Source organism: Alterinioella sp. B-7, from assembly GCF_056857775.1.
On the sequence record NZ_JBSXNT010000016.1, the window covers coordinates 33,781 to 49,934 of the forward strand.

Annotated in this window: 15 protein-coding genes; 2 read left to right on the forward strand and 13 right to left on the reverse strand. The window is 65.4% G+C overall.

Annotation, left to right across the window (positions count from 1 at the left end; genetic code table 11):
* Window positions 1-20: 20 nt before the first annotated feature.
* From petA to AC13C7_RS01355, 7 genes are all read right to left on the reverse strand, one after another.
* Window positions 21-620 (reverse strand): ubiquinol-cytochrome c reductase iron-sulfur subunit, encoded by a 600-nt coding sequence (petA, locus tag AC13C7_RS01325; protein WP_482866363.1) that lies wholly within the window; start codon window positions 618-620, stop codon window positions 21-23.
* Window positions 617-1,462, reverse strand: coding sequence for an enoyl-ACP reductase FabI (gene fabI / locus AC13C7_RS01330; RefSeq protein WP_482866364.1), 846 nt, complete (start codon window positions 1,460-1,462; stop codon window positions 617-619). Before fabI ends, petA begins: the two co-directional genes overlap by 4 nt.
* On the reverse strand, window positions 1,455-1,634 hold the full coding sequence (locus AC13C7_RS01335; RefSeq protein WP_482866365.1) for a hypothetical protein: 180 nt from the start codon (window positions 1,632-1,634) through the stop codon (window positions 1,455-1,457). The genes fabI and AC13C7_RS01335 overlap by 8 nt, the downstream gene beginning before the upstream one ends.
* A 6-nt stretch (window positions 1,635-1,640) precedes the next feature.
* Window positions 1,641-3,407: a DUF3141 domain-containing protein gene (locus tag AC13C7_RS01340; protein ID WP_482866366.1), complete on the reverse strand. Its 1,767-nt coding sequence runs from the start codon at window positions 3,405-3,407 to the stop codon at window positions 1,641-1,643.
* The gene (locus tag AC13C7_RS01345; RefSeq protein ID WP_209006420.1) at window positions 3,404-3,736 is read right to left on the reverse strand and encodes a hypothetical protein; all 333 of its coding nucleotides are present in this window, start codon (window positions 3,734-3,736) and stop codon (window positions 3,404-3,406) included. The genes AC13C7_RS01340 and AC13C7_RS01345 overlap by 4 nt, the downstream gene beginning before the upstream one ends.
* Window positions 3,737-3,828: 92 nt before the next feature.
* Window positions 3,829-4,455: an RNA polymerase sigma factor gene (locus AC13C7_RS01350; RefSeq protein ID WP_482866367.1), complete on the reverse strand. Its 627-nt coding sequence runs from the start codon at window positions 4,453-4,455 to the stop codon at window positions 3,829-3,831.
* Window positions 4,456-4,696: 241 nt separating this feature from the next.
* Complete coding sequence (locus AC13C7_RS01355; protein WP_172319038.1) at window positions 4,697-5,578, reverse strand: DMT family transporter; 882 nt, start codon at window positions 5,576-5,578, stop codon at window positions 4,697-4,699.
* Between the two features lie 417 nt (window positions 5,579-5,995).
* Between AC13C7_RS01355 and AC13C7_RS01360 the strand changes: the two genes are divergently transcribed.
* Entirely contained in the window at window positions 5,996-7,192 is a 1,197-nt protein-coding gene (locus AC13C7_RS01360) for a class I SAM-dependent methyltransferase (protein ID WP_482866368.1), read from the forward strand.
* A complete protein-coding gene (locus AC13C7_RS01365) occupies window positions 7,189-8,232 on the forward strand; it encodes a type II glyceraldehyde-3-phosphate dehydrogenase (RefSeq protein WP_482866369.1) in 1,044 nt (347 codons plus the stop codon). Before AC13C7_RS01360 ends, AC13C7_RS01365 begins: the two co-directional genes overlap by 4 nt.
* A gap of 45 nt (window positions 8,233-8,277) precedes the next feature.
* Here AC13C7_RS01365 and AC13C7_RS01370 read toward each other — a convergent pair whose 3' ends face one another.
* The 6 genes from AC13C7_RS01370 to AC13C7_RS01395 are packed head-to-tail and all read right to left on the reverse strand — an operon-like array spanning window position 8,278 to window position 16,081.
* On the reverse strand, window positions 8,278-9,048 hold the full coding sequence (locus AC13C7_RS01370; protein ID WP_482866370.1) for an SDR family NAD(P)-dependent oxidoreductase: 771 nt from the start codon (window positions 9,046-9,048) through the stop codon (window positions 8,278-8,280).
* Window positions 9,049-9,068: 20 nt separating this feature from the next.
* On the reverse strand, window positions 9,069-9,980 hold the full coding sequence (gene arcC, locus AC13C7_RS01375; RefSeq protein WP_482866371.1) for a carbamate kinase: 912 nt from the start codon (window positions 9,978-9,980) through the stop codon (window positions 9,069-9,071).
* Window positions 9,981-9,983: 3 nt separating this feature from the next.
* Window positions 9,984-10,985 carry an ornithine carbamoyltransferase gene (argF, locus tag AC13C7_RS01380; protein ID WP_482866372.1) on the reverse strand — a complete coding sequence of 334 codons (1,002 nt, stop codon included), beginning with the start codon at window positions 10,983-10,985 and terminating at the stop codon, window positions 9,984-9,986.
* 24 nt (window positions 10,986-11,009) lie between these two features.
* Window positions 11,010-12,239, reverse strand: coding sequence for an arginine deiminase (locus AC13C7_RS01385; RefSeq protein ID WP_482866373.1), 1,230 nt, complete (start codon window positions 12,237-12,239; stop codon window positions 11,010-11,012).
* Between the two features lie 21 nt (window positions 12,240-12,260).
* Window positions 12,261-13,706 carry a YfcC family protein gene (locus AC13C7_RS01390; protein ID WP_482866374.1) on the reverse strand — a complete coding sequence of 482 codons (1,446 nt, stop codon included), beginning with the start codon at window positions 13,704-13,706 and terminating at the stop codon, window positions 12,261-12,263.
* A 17-nt stretch (window positions 13,707-13,723) separates the two neighbouring features.
* Window positions 13,724-16,081, reverse strand: a complete 2,358-nt coding sequence (locus AC13C7_RS01395) for a heavy metal translocating P-type ATPase (RefSeq protein WP_482866375.1) — start codon at window positions 16,079-16,081, stop codon at window positions 13,724-13,726.
* Window positions 16,082-16,154: the final 73 nt, after the last annotated feature.

The window sequence follows — 16,154 nt, forward strand, 5'->3', positions numbered from 1 at the left end:
ACTATCGGATGATACGCCGGTCAGACGCCGATGACGAGTTGCAGGTCATCGCCGAGCGTGTAGGGCGGGATGTCGAGGTTGCGCGGCGCCGGTCCCCTACGGATCCGGCCCGATGTGTCGTAATGCGATCCGTGGCACGGGCAGAACCAGCCGCCGAACTCGCCCACCCCGGTCCCGTTCTGGCCCAGGGGAATACAGCCCAGATGGGTGCAGACCCCGATGACGATCAGCCATTCACCAGCCACGTCCGCGGTGCGGTTTTCATCCAGTGCAGGCGCTTCGCCGCTTGCGTTCGGATTCTCGCGCTGGAAGTCGATGGGATCGGGAAGGTCGTCGAGCTCGACCGCTCGCGCGGCCTCGATGGCGTCCGGCGACCTGCGCCAGACGAAGACCGGGCGCCCCTGCCAGTTCACGGTGATCCTCTGGCCCGGTTCGACACCGGAAAGATCGAGCCTGACCGTCCCGGCGGCGGCGACGTCGGCCGTGGGGTTCATCGTATCTATCAACGGCCAGACCGCCGCGCCCACCGCAACCGCGCCGGTCCCGGCTGTTGCATAATACAGGAAATCGCGGCGCCCGGTCGGGGGCAATTGATTGGTCTCGTTGCTGGTCTGGCTCATCCTGACTCCTCCGTTTTGGCCTTTGTCCGGGCTGAAATGACCGGGCTTTCGACATGAACGCCCGCATCGACATGAAGCACCTCGCCCGTGATGGCGCTGGTATAATCGCTGGCGAACAGCAAGGCGGCGCGGCCCACCTCGTCGGCCTCGATGTTGCGGCGCAGGGGGGCGGCGCGCGCGGTCGCGTCCAGCAGCCCCGAAAAGCCGGTCAATCCAGATGCCGCGCGGGTCATGACGGGCCCCGCCGATATGGCATTGACGCGAATGTTGGCGGGGCCCAGTTCATGCGCCAGATAGCGCACCGTGGCTTCCAGCGCGGCCTTGACCGGCCCCATCACGTTGTAGTTTTCCACCACGCGTTCGCCGCCGAGATAGCTTAGCGTGATCAGGCTACCGCCGCCTTTCATCAGGGGCTCGGCCAGATGCGCCATGCGGATCAGCGAGTGAACCGATACGGTCATGGCGTCGGAAAACCCCTCGACCGAGCAATCGGTCAGGCGGCCATGCAGGTCGGCGGGCGGCACGCTGCCCACGGCATGAAGGATGAAGTCGAGCTGTCCCCAGCGTCGGGCGATGGCGTCGAAAACGGCGTCGAGCTCGTGCGGCTCCTTCACGTTGCAGGGCAGCAGGATCGGGGCCTCCAGCCGTTCGGCCAGTGGCGCGACAAAGGGTTTGGTGCGCTCGTCGACATAGGTGATCGCCAGATCCGCCCCCGCCTGCCGGAAATGCAGGGCGGCGGGCCAGGCCAGGCTGCGATCATTGGCGATGCCGACCACCAGGCCCTTGCGGCCGGACAGGTCGAGCAGTTCGGCCGGATCGCAACATTCGGCGAAATCAGGCATCTTCGGACGCCGCGTCGGAACCGGCGGGCCTGTCCGTCTTCTCTTCAACCGCGGCTTGACGCCTGGCCCTCTTGCCATGTTTGTGCCCGCCATGACCGAGCCCGAAAAGGTGCATCGCGGCCATTCCGCCGAAGAGGAGAACCAATACCCAGTTCTCGGAAAGCCATTCCATGATCGTTCACTCCTTCTGTGATGCGGCGTCCGGATGGTCCGCCTGTGCAGGTGCCGGGATGACGGGGAAAGGGGCGAACATCGCGCCGAAGACATGGCCGATCCAGGCATCGCGCCCCTTGCGCCATGCGCCCAGAACCTCGCCGGTGCGCGCCGACAGCGCGCGTTCGGTGACAATCGCAAGGTGGTCTTCCGGCAAGGGGTCGCGCGTCTCGCGCAGCGTCTCGGCGGTGGATTTGACCAGCGCCATCCACGGGTTCACCCGTTCGGAAAACATCGTCCGCGTCCAGCGCATCGGATGCAGGGCGCGCAGGGCCTCGGCGCTGGCCGGGCTGGTCGCGGCCCGCAGCCAGGGGCTGACGAAGGCCGAATAGGCCGCCTCGTTGATCCGCGAGACCTGCGCCACCTGCGCCAGTGCCGCATCGTCCGACGCGATGCGCAGATCATGAACCTCGCGTGGCACGAAGCGCACGGTGAAGTCGCCGGTCTCGCAATCCGGGTCGCCCGCGGGGGTGTCGATCACCATCTCGTAGAGCCCCGGCGCCAGTGCCTCGACCTTGTCCAGGCTTTCCAGGATCGCCCGATGCTGGAGCCGCGCGACCGAGCCCGAGACGAAGATGCCGAGGTGGCCGACATGGCCATGGGTCATGTAGACGATGCGCTGCCCCGCCGCCTTCAGCGCGTCGGTGTCGGGATAGAGTTTCGCGATCCAGCCCATCGCCTGTTCGGGCGGCGTGATGTTGTCGCCCTCGGAGGCGAAGATGATAATCGGGTTTTCGATCCGCCTCAGGTCGATGGTGCAATGATCGTCCAGCTGCATCTCGCCCTGTTCCAGCTTGTTGCCGATGAACAGGTTCTGCGTGATGGCGAGGATCTCCTCGCGGCTGAGCGTGTAGTAGCCGTTCCACCAGCGTTCAAACTCCAGGAACCTTTCGCGCTCGGTGTCGGCATGGGCAAAGAGGGTCGCGTATTTGTCCCAGATCGCCTTTTCCGGTTGCAGGCTCTCGAAGTTCTGCGCCAGCCACGCGCCGTCAAAGCGCCCGTCGCCCAGATCCGAGATCATATGCGCGGCCCAGGCCCCGCCGGTCAGCGCGCCCATCATCCGCATCGGGCTGCTCTCCGCCTCGCCCGACCAGTAGCTGAGCGGTGAGCCGTTCAGCACGATCGGCCCCGTGAGCCCCTCGCAATCGGCGGCCAGCAGCGTGGCGGCCCAACCGGCCTGGCAGTTGCCGTAAAGCACGGGCGCCGTGTCCGGGTGGCGGCGTGCGACCTCGGAGACGAAATCGCGCAGGGCATAATGCACATCCGCCAGGGTCTGGCCGGGCACCGGCTCGGGAAAGAAGATCACGAAATAGACCGGGTGGCCCTCGTGCATCGCCATGCCGACCTCGCTGTCGCGCTTGAACCCGCCGATGCCCGGCCCGTGCCCGGCGCGCGGGTCGATCACGATCACCGGCGGCTTGGCCTCGTCCACGCAATCGTCCCAGCAATCCTCTCCCACCCGCGTGATCCTGAGCAGCGCGTAGTTGGCGGGCCGCTCGAAACTGCGGGCGTCAAGCAAAAGCTCGTAGTCGAAATCCAGCAGCGGCGGCATGCCCTGCCGCTCATGCGCGATCATGTTGTCGGCGCGTTCGCGCAGCGTGTCGAGGAACAGGATCCAGCGTTCAAAGGCGTCCTGGGCATAGGGCGTCTGCGCGCCCGTGCCCACATCGTCAGCGACAGGTGCAGAGGCGCGTTCGGGCGTCTCCATCGCAAGGCGCAGGCTCTTGTTCATGTTCGGTTTCCTCTTGACTGGGGGTCTGTGCCGGAAGGTCTTCCAGCGAGCATCACAAGCACGAGATCCTCCGCGACATCCTCGCGCAGACCGGTCAGCAGATAGGACGCATCGCCGGGCTCGATGCCCAAAGCGCGCGCCGCGAGTGACGGGGGCTGGTTCATCATTTCGACCCGGTTGAACAACGCCCGCGCCATCGGGGCGTCGGCATGCCCGCAGGTCTCGGCACAGGCACAGGTCATTTGCGAGAACAAGATCCGAAGATCATCGTCGTCGGATGATGAGTGACGGGTTCCCCCTGATTTCCGATCCATCGTCTTGCGTGGCATGGCTAGGCGACTCCTGTGGTTGAGCCTTCGGGCTTGGTCACAGAAGAAGACGCCGGAAGAAGGAAATCGTTACAGACCCGTCGGCAGGGCGATCAGTGTTCCTGTCCCACGTCTTCGCAATCGGTTTCGTGTACGACGTTCGCGCAGCCTCTGGGCGGACAGGAACAATCCTCGCGATCCTCCCGGCAGCATGAGCCGCAATGCGCCGTCAGCGCCTCGCGCAAAGCGCTGCGCGCCCTGTGAAGCCGGACACCGAGGGCGTTGCGCGTCAGTCCGAGATCGGCCGCCACGGTCTCTCGATCCTCCTCGCCGAAATCTATGCGCCGGATCAGTTCGGACTCCGCCGGGCGCAGTTCGGAAATCAGCCCCTCATGGCAGGTGCATAGCCGCGCCATCTGACTGGGCGCATCGGCGATCCAGTCTTCAGGTTCGCGCGCCGCCGCTGCCGCCAGACGGCTGCGCCGGGTTCCCTTGCGGTAGTGGTCGTTCAACGTGGAGCGCAGGATCGTGTAGAGCCACGCATCCATCCGGTCGACATCGCGGAGCTGATCCTTGCGCGTCAGCACCCGGATGCAGAACTCCTGCAACACATCCTCGGCATCGGCGCGGTTGCCGAGCCGTTTGACCAGGAACCCCATGAACGCGCCGCGCCCGTCCAACAGCGCGCGTTCCGGCGAAGTGCCGGACACCTCCCGCTTGCGACTGTCTTGCGATGCCATGATGTCCCTGCCCTTTCCGCGCATCTTGCGCTGTCATGCAACGATGGTCTGACTGTTGCATTTTGCAGTTTCAATGCGGGCGGGCGTTGACATGGATCAAACGCGTCGCAGCCTGTCGCGCCGCACTGAACGACATGGGGTTTCTGTCAGTCTACGGCAAGGTGGCTTTCGGCGGTGACGGGATGGGCAGGATGTCGCACTGCATCCTTCCGGCGTCAGGTTTCCCTTCGGCGCGGCACGACTATCCTTGTGGCCTGCCCTTGAGATTGACGAACACGATCCCCAGAACGACCAGCGCAATACCGGAAAACTGAATGCCGGACAGACGTTCCCCGAAGAACAGCGCGCCGATTGTAAGACCGAAGATCGGGACCAGAAAGCTGAACACGATCGCCCGGTTCAGCTCGACCTCCTCCAAGACCGAGAACCAGACCCAATACACCAGCGCCGAGCCGAACAGGGCCAGCCCCAGCAAGGATAGCGTGAAGACCGCGTTCCACTGAACCGCGGTCGGATCTTCCAGCGCGAAGGCCGCGATGGCCAATGGCACGCTGCCGATAAGCAGTTGCACCCCCATTCCGAAAAGCCCGTCCACCTTGTCCGCGATGGACTTGATCGCCACGTTGCTGATGGTCACGCCGACCGCCGCCAGAACGATATAGGCAAAGCCGATGGCCGAGCCGTCCTGCCCCCCGTCCAGCAGTTGCGGCAGGGCGATCACGATGATCCCCGCGAAGCCGACCGACAGGCCGATCCAGCCGATCCTCGGCAGGCGCTCGCCAAGCCATGCGACGCCAAGCATCGCCGCAAGCAGGGGTTGCGTGTTGGCGATGACGGTGGCGAGGCCCGGAGACACGAACTCGGCCGCATGAAACATGCCCAGAAACCCGAGGCTGGTCGCCCCAAGGCCGACGACAGCCAGCGTCACCCAGATGCGCCCGCCGCGCGGAAATGGCCGACGCAAGATCATGGCCAACCCCACCAGAGCCGCGCCGGCCAGACCTGCCCGCATCGTCGCAAAGGTCAGGTGCGGCGCGTATTGCAGCCCCGCCGTGATCAGCGGAAAGCACGCCGCCCACAGGAACATGGCCAGAACGATCTTGGATATGACGGTTGGCGACATCGAGTTTCCTTGTCTGGATCAGAAATGGCAGGAATTGCGGAAATCTTCCGATGTGCCAACTTGGGGGCGAATTGGGAAGACGCTGCGCTCGCCGGACCCTTACGCATGTCCCCGGCATGGGCCCGCTGGCCCCCGGGGTCAACCGCCCTGCTCGTCTTGACCGGGCGCGGCGGGCTGTCGCTTTGTAATGAACATTCCCGTCCTTCGTCTGTTCTACCAGACAGCGGCTGTTGATGCCGCCTTTGGAAGAATAGCGGGATGGAGCAAGCAATCATGTCCAATGGCGAAACCTCTCACGATCAGCGTTATGAACATCAGGGGGGCCGAACCGGACGCGGGCGCCTCGCGCCGGCGCGGGCGGGCATGTGGTTGCTTGCCAGATCGCTTGGCCACCTCGTGCGAACCGGTCGTCTCACCGTGTTCGATCCCCTTGGCGAGACCTGGCGTTTCGGCCCCGGCGGCGGCCCTTCCGTGTCGATCCGTCTGACCGACAGGGCGCTGCCTGCGCGGCTGCTTGCAAATCCCAGCCTGGCACTGGGCGAGGCCTATATGGACGGGACGCTGCGCATCGAGGCGGGCACATTGCGCGACCTGCTGTCGATCTGCATGACGCAGATGGATGCCGTCGACGCATTGCCCGGCAGGCGGTTGACCCGCTGGCTGGATGGGTTTCGGACCCGCAGCCTGCATCACAATCCGATCCGCCGGTCGCACGCCAATGTGGCGCATCACTATGACATCTCGACCGACCTCTATGATCTCTTTCTCGACGCGGACCGGCAATATTCCTGCGCCTATTTCCCCACCGGCGGCGAAACGCTGGAGGAGGCCCAGGCGCTCAAGAAACGGCATATCGCGGCAAAGCTGCTGCTGCGGCCCGGACTGGAGGTTCTGGATATCGGCTCGGGCTGGGGCGGGCTGGGGATGGAGCTTGCACGGCAACATGGCGCCCGCGTCACCGGCCTGAGCCTGTCGGCCGAACAGATTGCCGCCGCCCGCGACCGCGCGGCGCAATCGGGCCTGTCCGATCAGGTCGCGTTCGAGCAGCGCGATTACCGCGAAGAGCGCGGACAATATGACCGCGTCGTGTCGGTGGGCATGTTCGAACATGTGGGCCGCAGCGGGTTCGACGCGTTCTTTGCCACCCTGCAAAGGGTTCTGCGGCCCGATGGGGTCGCCCTTGTCCATGCGATCGGCACGAAGGCGCCCAGAGGCGGCAGCGATCCGTGGATCCGCAAATACATCTTTCCCGGCGGCTATCTGCCCAGCCTGTCCGAAACCATCGCGGCGGCAGAGCGGTCGGGGATGTGGGTCACGGATGTCGAGGTTCTGCGCCTGCATTACGCCGAGACCCTGCGGCACTGGTCCGAGCGGTTCGCCCAGGAACGCGAGACCGCGCGCAAGCTCTATGATGAACGGTTCTGCCGCATGTGGGAGTTCTACCTGGCCGCCTGCGAAATGGCGTTCCGGAATGGCCGCTTGATGGTCTTCCAGATCCAGCTTGCCAAACGCCGCGACAGCGTTCCACTGACCCGCGACTATATCGCCGAGACCGAGGCGGGGCAGATTGCGGATAACATGTCGTCCGATACAGACACGAGGAGAGCGTCATGACAGATGAAAAACGGATCAGGGTCGCCGTGAACGGCTACGGCGTGATCGGCAAACGGGTGGCGGACGCGGTCGCCGTCCAGAATGACATGGAGATGGCCGGCGTGGCCGATGTCACCGCCGATTGGCGGGCCCGGATGGCGCGCGCGAAGGGCTTCGCGCTTTATGCGGCCGATCCGGATCGCGCCCCGGCCATGCGCGCGGCCGGTCTCGACGTGGCAGGCGGTCTCGACGACCTGCTTGGCTCCGCCGATATCGTGGTGGACTGCACACCGAAGAAAGTCGCCGCGCGCAATGTCGAGACCTACCGCGAAACGGGAATCCGGTTCATCCTTCATGGCGGCGAGAAGCACGAGGTGACAGGCCACTCCTTCGTCGCCGAAGCGAATTACGCCAGCGCCATCGGGCGCGACAGCACCCGCGTCGTCTCCTGCAACACGACCTCGATCGTGCGTACGCTGGGGGCGCTCAAGCGGGCCAAGCTGCTCGGCGCGGCGCGCGGAACCCTGCTGCGCCGCGCCACCGACCCATGGGAAAGCCATCTGGGCGGGATCATGAACACGCTTGTCCCCGAGCCCGAGATCCCCAGCCATCAGGGCCCGGACGCGCAAAGCGTCGATCCCGATCTCGACGTGATCACCATGGCCGTGAAAGTGCCGCAGACCCTTGCGCATCTGCATTACTGGTCGGTCAGGATGCCGCGCAGGGCCTCCAGGGACGAGGTGCTGGACGCGTTCCGCGCCTCCTCGCGCATCGCGTTGATCAAGATGTCGGAGGGCTTGGGTGCGCTCAACGCGGTCAAGGAGATGATGGCCGATCTCGGACGCCCCAATGACAGCCTCTACGAGGTGGCGCTGTGGGAGGACATGCTCACGGTCGAGGGCGACGAATTGTTCTATGCCTATATGGTCGACAACCAGGCCATCGTGATCCCCGAAACCATCGACGCGATCCGTGCGCTGACCGAGGCCGAGCGCGACGCATCGACGTCGATTGCGCGCACGAACGCCGCACTTGGGGTCGGAACGCTCACGGCGACCTGACGGCCCCCGGCGGCGGGTTCCGACCCCCTATGGGCAGAGATCCGATCAGCCCGCCGCCATGCCCCCGTCGACGGGATATTGCGCCCCGGTGATGAAGGCGGATTCGTCCGAGGCAAGGAACAGGACCAGATTGGCGATATCGAGGCTTTCGCCGTATCGACCCAGCGGGATCGTGCCGGCAAGCTGTTGCTTCACCTCCTCGCCGTGGCCGGGGTTGAACCCCTCCTCCAGCGACCGCATCATCCGCGTGTTGACCGGCGAGGGATGCACCGAGTTGACGCGCACGTTGTGGCCCGCGGCCTCTATCGCGGCAGCGCGGGTCAAGCCGACGACGGCATGTTTCGAGGTGATGTAGGGCGCGACATTCGGGCTGCCCTTGAGGCCCGCGATGGACGACATGTTGATCACGCTGCCGGATTTCTGCCCGATCATCACCGGCAGGACATGCTGAAGCCCGAGGAACGCGCCGCGCACATTGACCGCCAGTACACGGTCGAAATCCTCGATCTTCTGATCGACCAGCGGCGCGACCTTGCCCTCGATCCCGGCGTTGTTGAAGAACACGTCGATGCGCCCGAACGCCTCGACGGTCTGCGCGACATATCTCTTGCTGTCTTCGACCGAGGAGACATCGGCCGCGATGGTCAGCAGGTCGTCCGGGTTGCCCAGATCCCGCGCGGCATCCGACAGGTCGTCATCGTCGAGGTCCACAAGCGCGACCCTGGCCCCTTCGCCCAGGAAGAGGCGCGCGGTTTCCAGACCGATACCCGCCGCACCCCCGGTGATCAGGGCGACCTTGTCTTTCAGACGTTTCATGGATAATCCTCCTTTGGTTTTCAGGTGTTTGCGATCATCGTGCCCGCGCGGCCTTCCAGCATGGCAAGCGCGTCTTCCAGGCGGCCCACGCAGGCGTAGCGGTCGCGCCCCGAGACGAAGGATGCGGCGGCGGCCACCTTGGGCGCCATCGACCCCTCGGGCAGGTCGAGGCGCACCGCGTCCTCGGGCGATACCCGCCGTATCGCGGTCTGCGCCTCGGTGCCGAAACCGCGGAACACCGCCTCGACATCGGTCAGCAGCAACAGCGCATCGGCCTTCAGCTTGTGGGCCAGAAGCGCCGTCGCGTGATCCTTGTCGATCACCGCCTCGATCCCGATCAGCGATCCGTCGGCGCGCCGGACAACCGGAATGCCGCCGCCGCCCGCACAGATCAGCGTGACGTCCTGTTCGAGCAGCAGTTCCAGCACCTTCAGGTCGGGAATGTCACTGGGCATCGGCGAGGCGACCACGCGGCGCCAATGCTGGCCATCGGCCGCAATGCTCCACCCCCGCGCCTCGGCCAGCCGTTCGGCCTCGGCCTTGTCATAGACCGGGCCGATGAACTTGGTGGGCCTGGCAAAAGCCGGATCCTTGGGATCGACCTCGATCTGGGTCAGCAGGGTTGCGACCGGGCGGTCATGGCCCAGGGCGTTCTCAAGCGCCTGTTCGATCATGTAGCCGATCATGCCGTCGGTTTCCGCGCCAAGCACATCCAGCGGGAACACCTCATCGGGTTTGTAGGCGGCCCCCTGCAGGGCAAGCAGGCCGATCTGCGGCCCGTTGCCATGGGTCACGACCAGCCGGTGACCGGCCTTGATGATCCGCGCCAACGATACGGCCGCGGTGGCGACATTCGCGCGCTGGATTTGCGCGGTCAGGGGGTCTCCGCGCTGCAACAGCGCATTTCCCCCAAGGGCTGCAACGACCAGCATCGGCTAGCTCCCCAGCGTGGCGACGAGCACGGCCTTGATGGTGTGCAGCCGGTTTTCGGCCTGGTCGAAGACGATGGAGGCCGCGCTTTCGAACACCTCTTCGGTGACTTCCATCGCCGTGATGCCGAATGACTTTTCGATCTCGGCGCCGACCTCGGTCTCGGCATTGTGGAAGGCGGGCAGGCAGTGCATGAACCTGGTGCGCGGATTGCCGGTCTTCGCCATCACGTCGGCATTGACCTGATAGGGCGTCAGCAGCTCGATCCGTTCCGCCCATTTTTCCTTCGGCTCGCCCATCGACACCCAGACATCGGTGTAGATGAAATCGGCGCCTGCCACGGCGGCGTCAACATCCTCGGTCAGCGTGATCCGCGCGCCGGTTTCGGCGGCAATGGCATCGGCCTCGTCACGGATCGCGGGATCGGGCCAGAGGCTCTCGGGTGCACAGAGCCGCACATCCATGCCCATCTTCGCCCCGCCGATCAGCAGGCTGTCACCCATGTTGTTGCCCGCGTCGCCCAGGAAGCAATAGGCGATCTCGCGCAGCGGCTTGTCGGAATGTTCCTGCATGGTCAGGAAATCGGCGAGGATTTGCGTCGGGTGAAACTCGTCCGTCAGCCCGTTATAGACCGGTACGCCCGCGTATTTCGCCAATGTCTCGACGATGGGCTGGCCGAAACCGCGATATTCGATCGCGTCATAGACACGGCCCAACACACGGGCGGTGTCCTTGACGGTCTCCTTCTTGCCCAGATGCGACCCCGAGGGGCCAAGATAGGTCACATGCGCGCCCTGATCATGGGCCGCCACCTCGAAGCCGACACGGGTGCGGGTGCTGTCCTTCTCGAAGATCAGCGCGATTTCCTTGCCGGTCAGGCGCGGCACCTCGGTGCCGGCGTATTTCGCCGTCTTCAGGTCGGCGGAAAGCTTCAGCAAAAAGCCGATTTCCTGGGGCGTGAAGTCGCGCAGGGTCAGGAAATGGCGGTTTCGCAGGTTGTAGGACATGGGGTTTCCTTGTCGTCGGATGGTTCAGATTGCGTCGCGGATGGTCGGGCAGCTCATGCAATGGCTGCCGCCCCTGCCCCGGCCCAGTTCGGCGCCGGGGATGGCCAGCACCTCGATCCCGGCCTCCCTCAAGGCGGCATTGGTGTCGTCGTTGCGGTCATAGCCGATGACGACGCCGGGGCGCAGCGCCAGCACGTTGTTGCCGTCATTCCACTGTTCGCGCGATTGCTCGGCCGCATCGGACCCGCCCGTGGGCACCAGATGCAGCTTCTTGTGGCCCAGAACCTCGGCGGTGATCTCGAACAGGTGGCGGGCATCGCGGCGGATATCGAGCGGCGCATTCCCCGCGCCGGGGCGCAGGTCGTAGCAGGTGATGGCATCCGCCACCTCCTTGAAGGTGGTCACGACATCGCCGCCGCAATGGGTAAAGACGGTATCCAGGTGCATCGCCGCACGCGAGGCGGGCATCTGGCAGGCGATCAGACGGTGCACTTCGCCGCCCTCGAACAGCGCCTCGGCCAGTTGGCCCACCGCCTGCGGCGTGGATCGTTCGCCCATGCCGACCATGACGACACCGTGCCCGATGGGCATGATGTCGCCGCCCTCCAGCGTGGCGGTGCCGAATTCGCGCGTCGGATCGCCGAACCAGACGCGCGCCTGACCGGCAAATTTCGGATGAAATCGATAGACGGCGGCCATCAGCAGGGTTTCGGGCCGACGCGCCGCGAAATGCATCGGGTTCATGCTGACGCCGCCATAGACCCAGGCCGAATTGTCGCGGGTAAAGATGAAATTCGGCAGCGGCGGCAGAACGAAGCCGTTGGGGCCGAGGTAACTGCCGAACATGCCCGAGGGCGTGAAGGGCAGATCGTCCACCGTGATGCCGCCGACCAGAAACCGCGCAAGCTCGGCTCCGGGCAAGGCTTCCATCCAGGCCCGCAGATCGTCCCGCATCCCGACGCCCACGTCGTTGCGGGTGATGCGGTGGTCGAGAACCCATTTGCGCGCCTCCGGCATCTCCAGCACGTCCGCCAGCAGCGCCATGGCGTCCAGCACCTCGACCCCCTCGCCGCGCATGATGTCGGAAAAGACGGCATGATCCTTGATCGCCTGCTTGACCCAGAACACATCGTCGAACAGCAGATCCTCGCGGTTGTCCGGCGTCAGGCGACGGTGCGCCAGGCCCGGGGGCGATACGATCACCTGCCGCAATCTGCCCACTTCCGAATGAACGCCCAGTTTCGGTTCAGACATCTCGGATGCCTCCTTTGCTAATCAGAGAATGGCGGCCAGGCTGATCCCGGCCGAGATGAAGACGACGAGGATCAGCAGCAGGGGCCAGATGAAGACGATCCAGCGGTCGAACGACACGCGCCCGATGGCCAGACCGCCGATCACCACCGCAGATGTCGGCGTGATCAGGTTCACCAGCCCGCTGGCCGATTGATAGGCCGTGACGACCAGATCGCGCCCGACGCCCGCGAAATCCCCCAGGGGCGCGAGGATCGGCATCGACAGGACGGCAAGGCCGGAGGAGGACGGCACCAGAAAGCTCATCCCGATCTCGATCCAGAGCATTAGGTTGATGAAGGCGATCTGGGGCAGGCCGCCAAGCGTGTCGGCGGCACTGTTCAGGATCGTGTCGGCGATCAGGCCCTGCTCCATGATGACCACGATGCCGCGCGCCAGCCCGATCACCAGGGCCACCCCCAGCAGATCCCTGGCGCCATCCACGAAGGACGCGGTCAGCGTCTTTTCGCCCATCCGCGCGACCAGCCCGACCACGATGGCCATGCCGAAGAACAGCGCGCCCATCCGGGCCATCCACCAGCCCTGGCTCGACACGCCCCAGATCATCACGGCGAAAGTGGCGAAGAACAGGACCAGGACCAGTTTCTGGGTGCCGGTCAGTTTGGGTTCGCTGACCTCGGCATCTGTCTCGTTCAGGAAAAACTGCCGGTCGCTGTCGCGTTGCGCGGCCACGACCGAGCGTTTCGGGTCGGCCTTGACCTTCGCGGCATAGCGCATGACGTAGGCCACGCAGATCGCGAGGCCGCCCAGCAGAAGGACCAGCCGCAGCGCGATACCGTCGGTGAAGGGGATGCCCGCCGCGTTGGACGCGATCACCGTGGCGAAGGGGTTGATGGTCGAACCCAGCGTGCCGATCCCCGCGCCGATCAGGATGATCGCCACGCCGGTCACGGAATCGTAGCCCGCCGCGATCACCACGGGGATCAGAAGCGCGTAGAAGGCCAGCGTTTCCTCGGCCATGCCATAGGTGGTGCCGCCGAGCGCAAAGAGCGACATGAGGATCGGGATCATCCAGATCTCGTGCCCCTTCAGGCGCAGCATCGCGGTCTGGATGCCGGTGTCGATGGCCTTGGTGGCGTTGACCACGCCCAGAAAGCCGCCCAGCAGCAGCACGAACAGCGCCACGTCGATGGCATTGGCCGCATAGCTGTCGGGATTGTAGAACCCGGCGACCGGTGCCAGCATCACATCGACGAAGCCCTGCGGGTTGGGATCGACCTCCTGGTAGGTGCCGGGCACGGCGATCTCGCGGCCCACCTCCTCGTTCATGGCGCGGTCATACTGGCCCGCCGGGATGATCCAGGTCAGCGCCGCGACGACGATGATCAGACCGAACAGGATCGTGTAGGCGGTCGGAAACCGCGCCGCCATGCCCTGCCCGTCCGGTGTTTTGGTCGATGTGTCAGACATATCGGGTCCCCCCTCTTTCAATGTGATTTCTGCGGATGCGATGCGTGCTGCGGGCCTTGGCCCGTCTGCGCGGCATTGGCGGCGGCCTTGCCCGCGCCAATGCCTTCCAGCCGGGTGCGTTTCAGCAGCAGCGCGTTGACGGCCACCAGGGCCGAGCTGCCCGACATTGCAATCGCCGCAACGGCGGGGCTGATGATCAGCGGGTAGAACACGCCTGCTGCCATCGGGAAGGCGATCACGTTATAGGCCACCGCCCAGAACAGGTTCTGGTGCATCTTGCGCAGGGTGGCGCGCGACAGCTCGATGGCCCCCACGACATCGTAGGGATCGCTCTTCATCAGCACGACATCGGCGCTTTCCATCGCCACGTCGGTGCCCGCGCCGATGGCAAAGCCGACATCGGCCTGGGTCAGCGCGGGCGCGTCGTTGACGCCGTCACCGACCATGCCGACCTTTTTGCCCTGGGCCTGAAGCTCCTTCACCTTCTCGGCCTTCTGGCCCGGCAGCACGTCGGCCAGCACAATGTCGATGCCCAGCTCGCCCGCGATCCGCCGTGCGGTACCTTCGTTGTCGCCGGTCAGCATCGCCACCTCGACGCCACGTTCGCGCAGCTTGGCGACGGCGGCCATGGCGCTTGGTCGGGCTGCGTCGGCAATGGCGATCAGGCCCAGCATCCGGCCCGCCTGCGCCACATGCACGACGGTGCGGCCCTCGCCCTTGAGGCGCTCGGCCTCGGCGGTCAGGGAACCAATGTCGATGCCTTCCTCGTCCATCAGCCGCCGGTTCCCGACCAGCACGGTTTCGCCTCCGATCTCGGCGCGCGCGCCCCGGCCTTCGAGGTTGAGGAACCCGGCCATCTGCGGCACGTCGAGATCCGCGGCGCGCTCGACAATGGCCAATGCAAGCGGGTGGTCCGATCCGCGATCGACCGCCGCCGCGGCCCGCAGCGCGTCATCTTCGGTGCCGCCTTCGCCGGCCACCACCTCGACCACGCGCGGCTGGCCCATGGTCAGGGTGCCGGTCTTGTCAAAGACGATCACATCGAGCTTGGTCGCGTCTTCCAGCGCGCCCGCGTTCTTGAACAGGATGCCGTGCTGCGCCCCCAGCCCGGTGCCGACCATCACCGCCATCGGCGTGGCCAGCCCCAGCGCATCGGGACAGGCGATGACGAAGACGGTAATCGTCAGCGTCAGCGCGAAGAGCAGCGGCGAGCCGATCCACCAGAACCAGACCGCGAAGGTCGCAAGCCCGATCACGATGGCGATCAGCACCAGCCATTGCGAGGCGCGGTCGGCCAGAAGCTGCGCGGGCGCCTTGGAGTTCTGCGCCTCCTGCACCAGCTTGACGATCTGCGCCAGCGCGGTATCGGCACCGACCTTGGTGGCGCGGTAGCGGAAACTGCCGCTCTTGTTGATCGTGGCGCCGATCACGGTGTCGCCCACGGCCTTGTTCACCGGCATGGATTCGCCCGTCAGCATGGATTCGTCCACCAGCGACGTGCCTTCGATAACCTCGCCATCGACGGGGATCTTGTTGCCGGGCCGGATCAGGACGACCTCGCCCTCCAGCACGTCCGAGGTCGGCACCTCGACCTCCTGCCCGTCGCGGATGACGGTCGCCATCGGCGGCGCAAGATCGAGAAGCGCCCGGATCGCCGCCGAGGCCCCTGCCCGCGCGCGCATCTCCAGCCAGTGCCCCAGCAGGATGAAGACCAGAAGCACCGCCACGGCCTCGTAGAACTGCACGCCGGGAAAGAAGAAGGTCGAGCCGACGCTGAACACATAGCCCGTGCCGACCGACAGCACGACCAGCACCGCCATGTTCAGGATGCCGTTGCGCAAGGCCCGCCAGGCGGCGACGAAGAACGGCCAGCTAGGCCAGATGATCGCGGCACTGCCCAGGAAGAACAGCCACAGGTCCAGCCGCAGACCGAAAGGCGGCGCGGGCGGCGTGAACATGCCCCCCATCGGCGAATAGATGAAGATCGGGATGGTGAAGAGCAGCGCCACCCAGAAGCGGTTGCGCATGTCGCGGACCATCCCGGCCATGTCCATGCCGCCGCCATGGCCCATCTCATGCGCCATCGCGTCATGGCCGGCAGGGGCCTTTCCGCCATGCGCCGAATGGCCGTCATGGCCCGAGTGGTCCATCTTGCAGACATGGTTCGGAACCCGTTCGCCCGTGCAGTGGAAGCCACAGGATTCGATCGCCTCGCGCAGCGCGTCCTCGCCCAGCACCGTCTCGTCATAGTGGACTGTCACGCTGGCCGAGGCCGGGTTCGCTTCGGCGCGGTGCACGCCGCCCAGGGCCGACAAATGGCGTTCGACCGCGAGGTGATCGAGTTCCTCGAACAGCCCGCGGACCTCAAGGGTCAATGTTCTCAATTTCGGCTCCAGTCCATTTTCATTGCGGTCGGGACCGACCGTTTGGATGTTTGGGTAATAGACG

Excerpts from the sequence above, each read along its gene's own strand:
- arcC (WP_482866371.1), bottom strand. The coding sequence starts at position 9,980 with ATGCTGGTCGTTGCAGCCCTTGGGGGAAATGCGCTGTTGCAGCGCGGA.
- petA (WP_482866363.1), bottom strand. The coding sequence starts at position 620 with ATGAGCCAGACCAGCAACGAGACCAATCAATTGCCCCCGACCGGGCGC.
- AC13C7_RS01370 (WP_482866370.1), bottom strand. The coding sequence starts at position 9,048 with ATGAAACGTCTGAAAGACAAGGTCGCCCTGATCACCGGGGGTGCGGCG.
- AC13C7_RS01345 (WP_209006420.1), bottom strand. The coding sequence starts at position 3,736 with ATGCCACGCAAGACGATGGATCGGAAATCAGGGGGAACCCGTCACTCA.
- AC13C7_RS01355 (WP_172319038.1), bottom strand. The coding sequence starts at position 5,578 with ATGTCGCCAACCGTCATATCCAAGATCGTTCTGGCCATGTTCCTGTGG.
- AC13C7_RS01390 (WP_482866374.1), bottom strand. The coding sequence starts at position 13,706 with ATGTCTGACACATCGACCAAAACACCGGACGGGCAGGGCATGGCGGCG.
- AC13C7_RS01365 (WP_482866369.1), top strand. The coding sequence starts at position 7,189 with ATGACAGATGAAAAACGGATCAGGGTCGCCGTGAACGGCTACGGCGTG.
- AC13C7_RS01385 (WP_482866373.1), bottom strand. The coding sequence starts at position 12,239 with ATGTCTGAACCGAAACTGGGCGTTCATTCGGAAGTGGGCAGATTGCGG.
- argF (WP_482866372.1), bottom strand. The coding sequence starts at position 10,985 with ATGTCCTACAACCTGCGAAACCGCCATTTCCTGACCCTGCGCGACTTC.
- fabI (WP_482866364.1), bottom strand. The coding sequence starts at position 1,462 with ATGCCTGATTTCGCCGAATGTTGCGATCCGGCCGAACTGCTCGACCTG.
- AC13C7_RS01350 (WP_482866367.1), bottom strand. The coding sequence starts at position 4,455 with ATGGCATCGCAAGACAGTCGCAAGCGGGAGGTGTCCGGCACTTCGCCG.
- AC13C7_RS01340 (WP_482866366.1), bottom strand. The coding sequence starts at position 3,407 with ATGAACAAGAGCCTGCGCCTTGCGATGGAGACGCCCGAACGCGCCTCT.
- AC13C7_RS01335 (WP_482866365.1), bottom strand. The coding sequence starts at position 1,634 with ATGGAATGGCTTTCCGAGAACTGGGTATTGGTTCTCCTCTTCGGCGGA.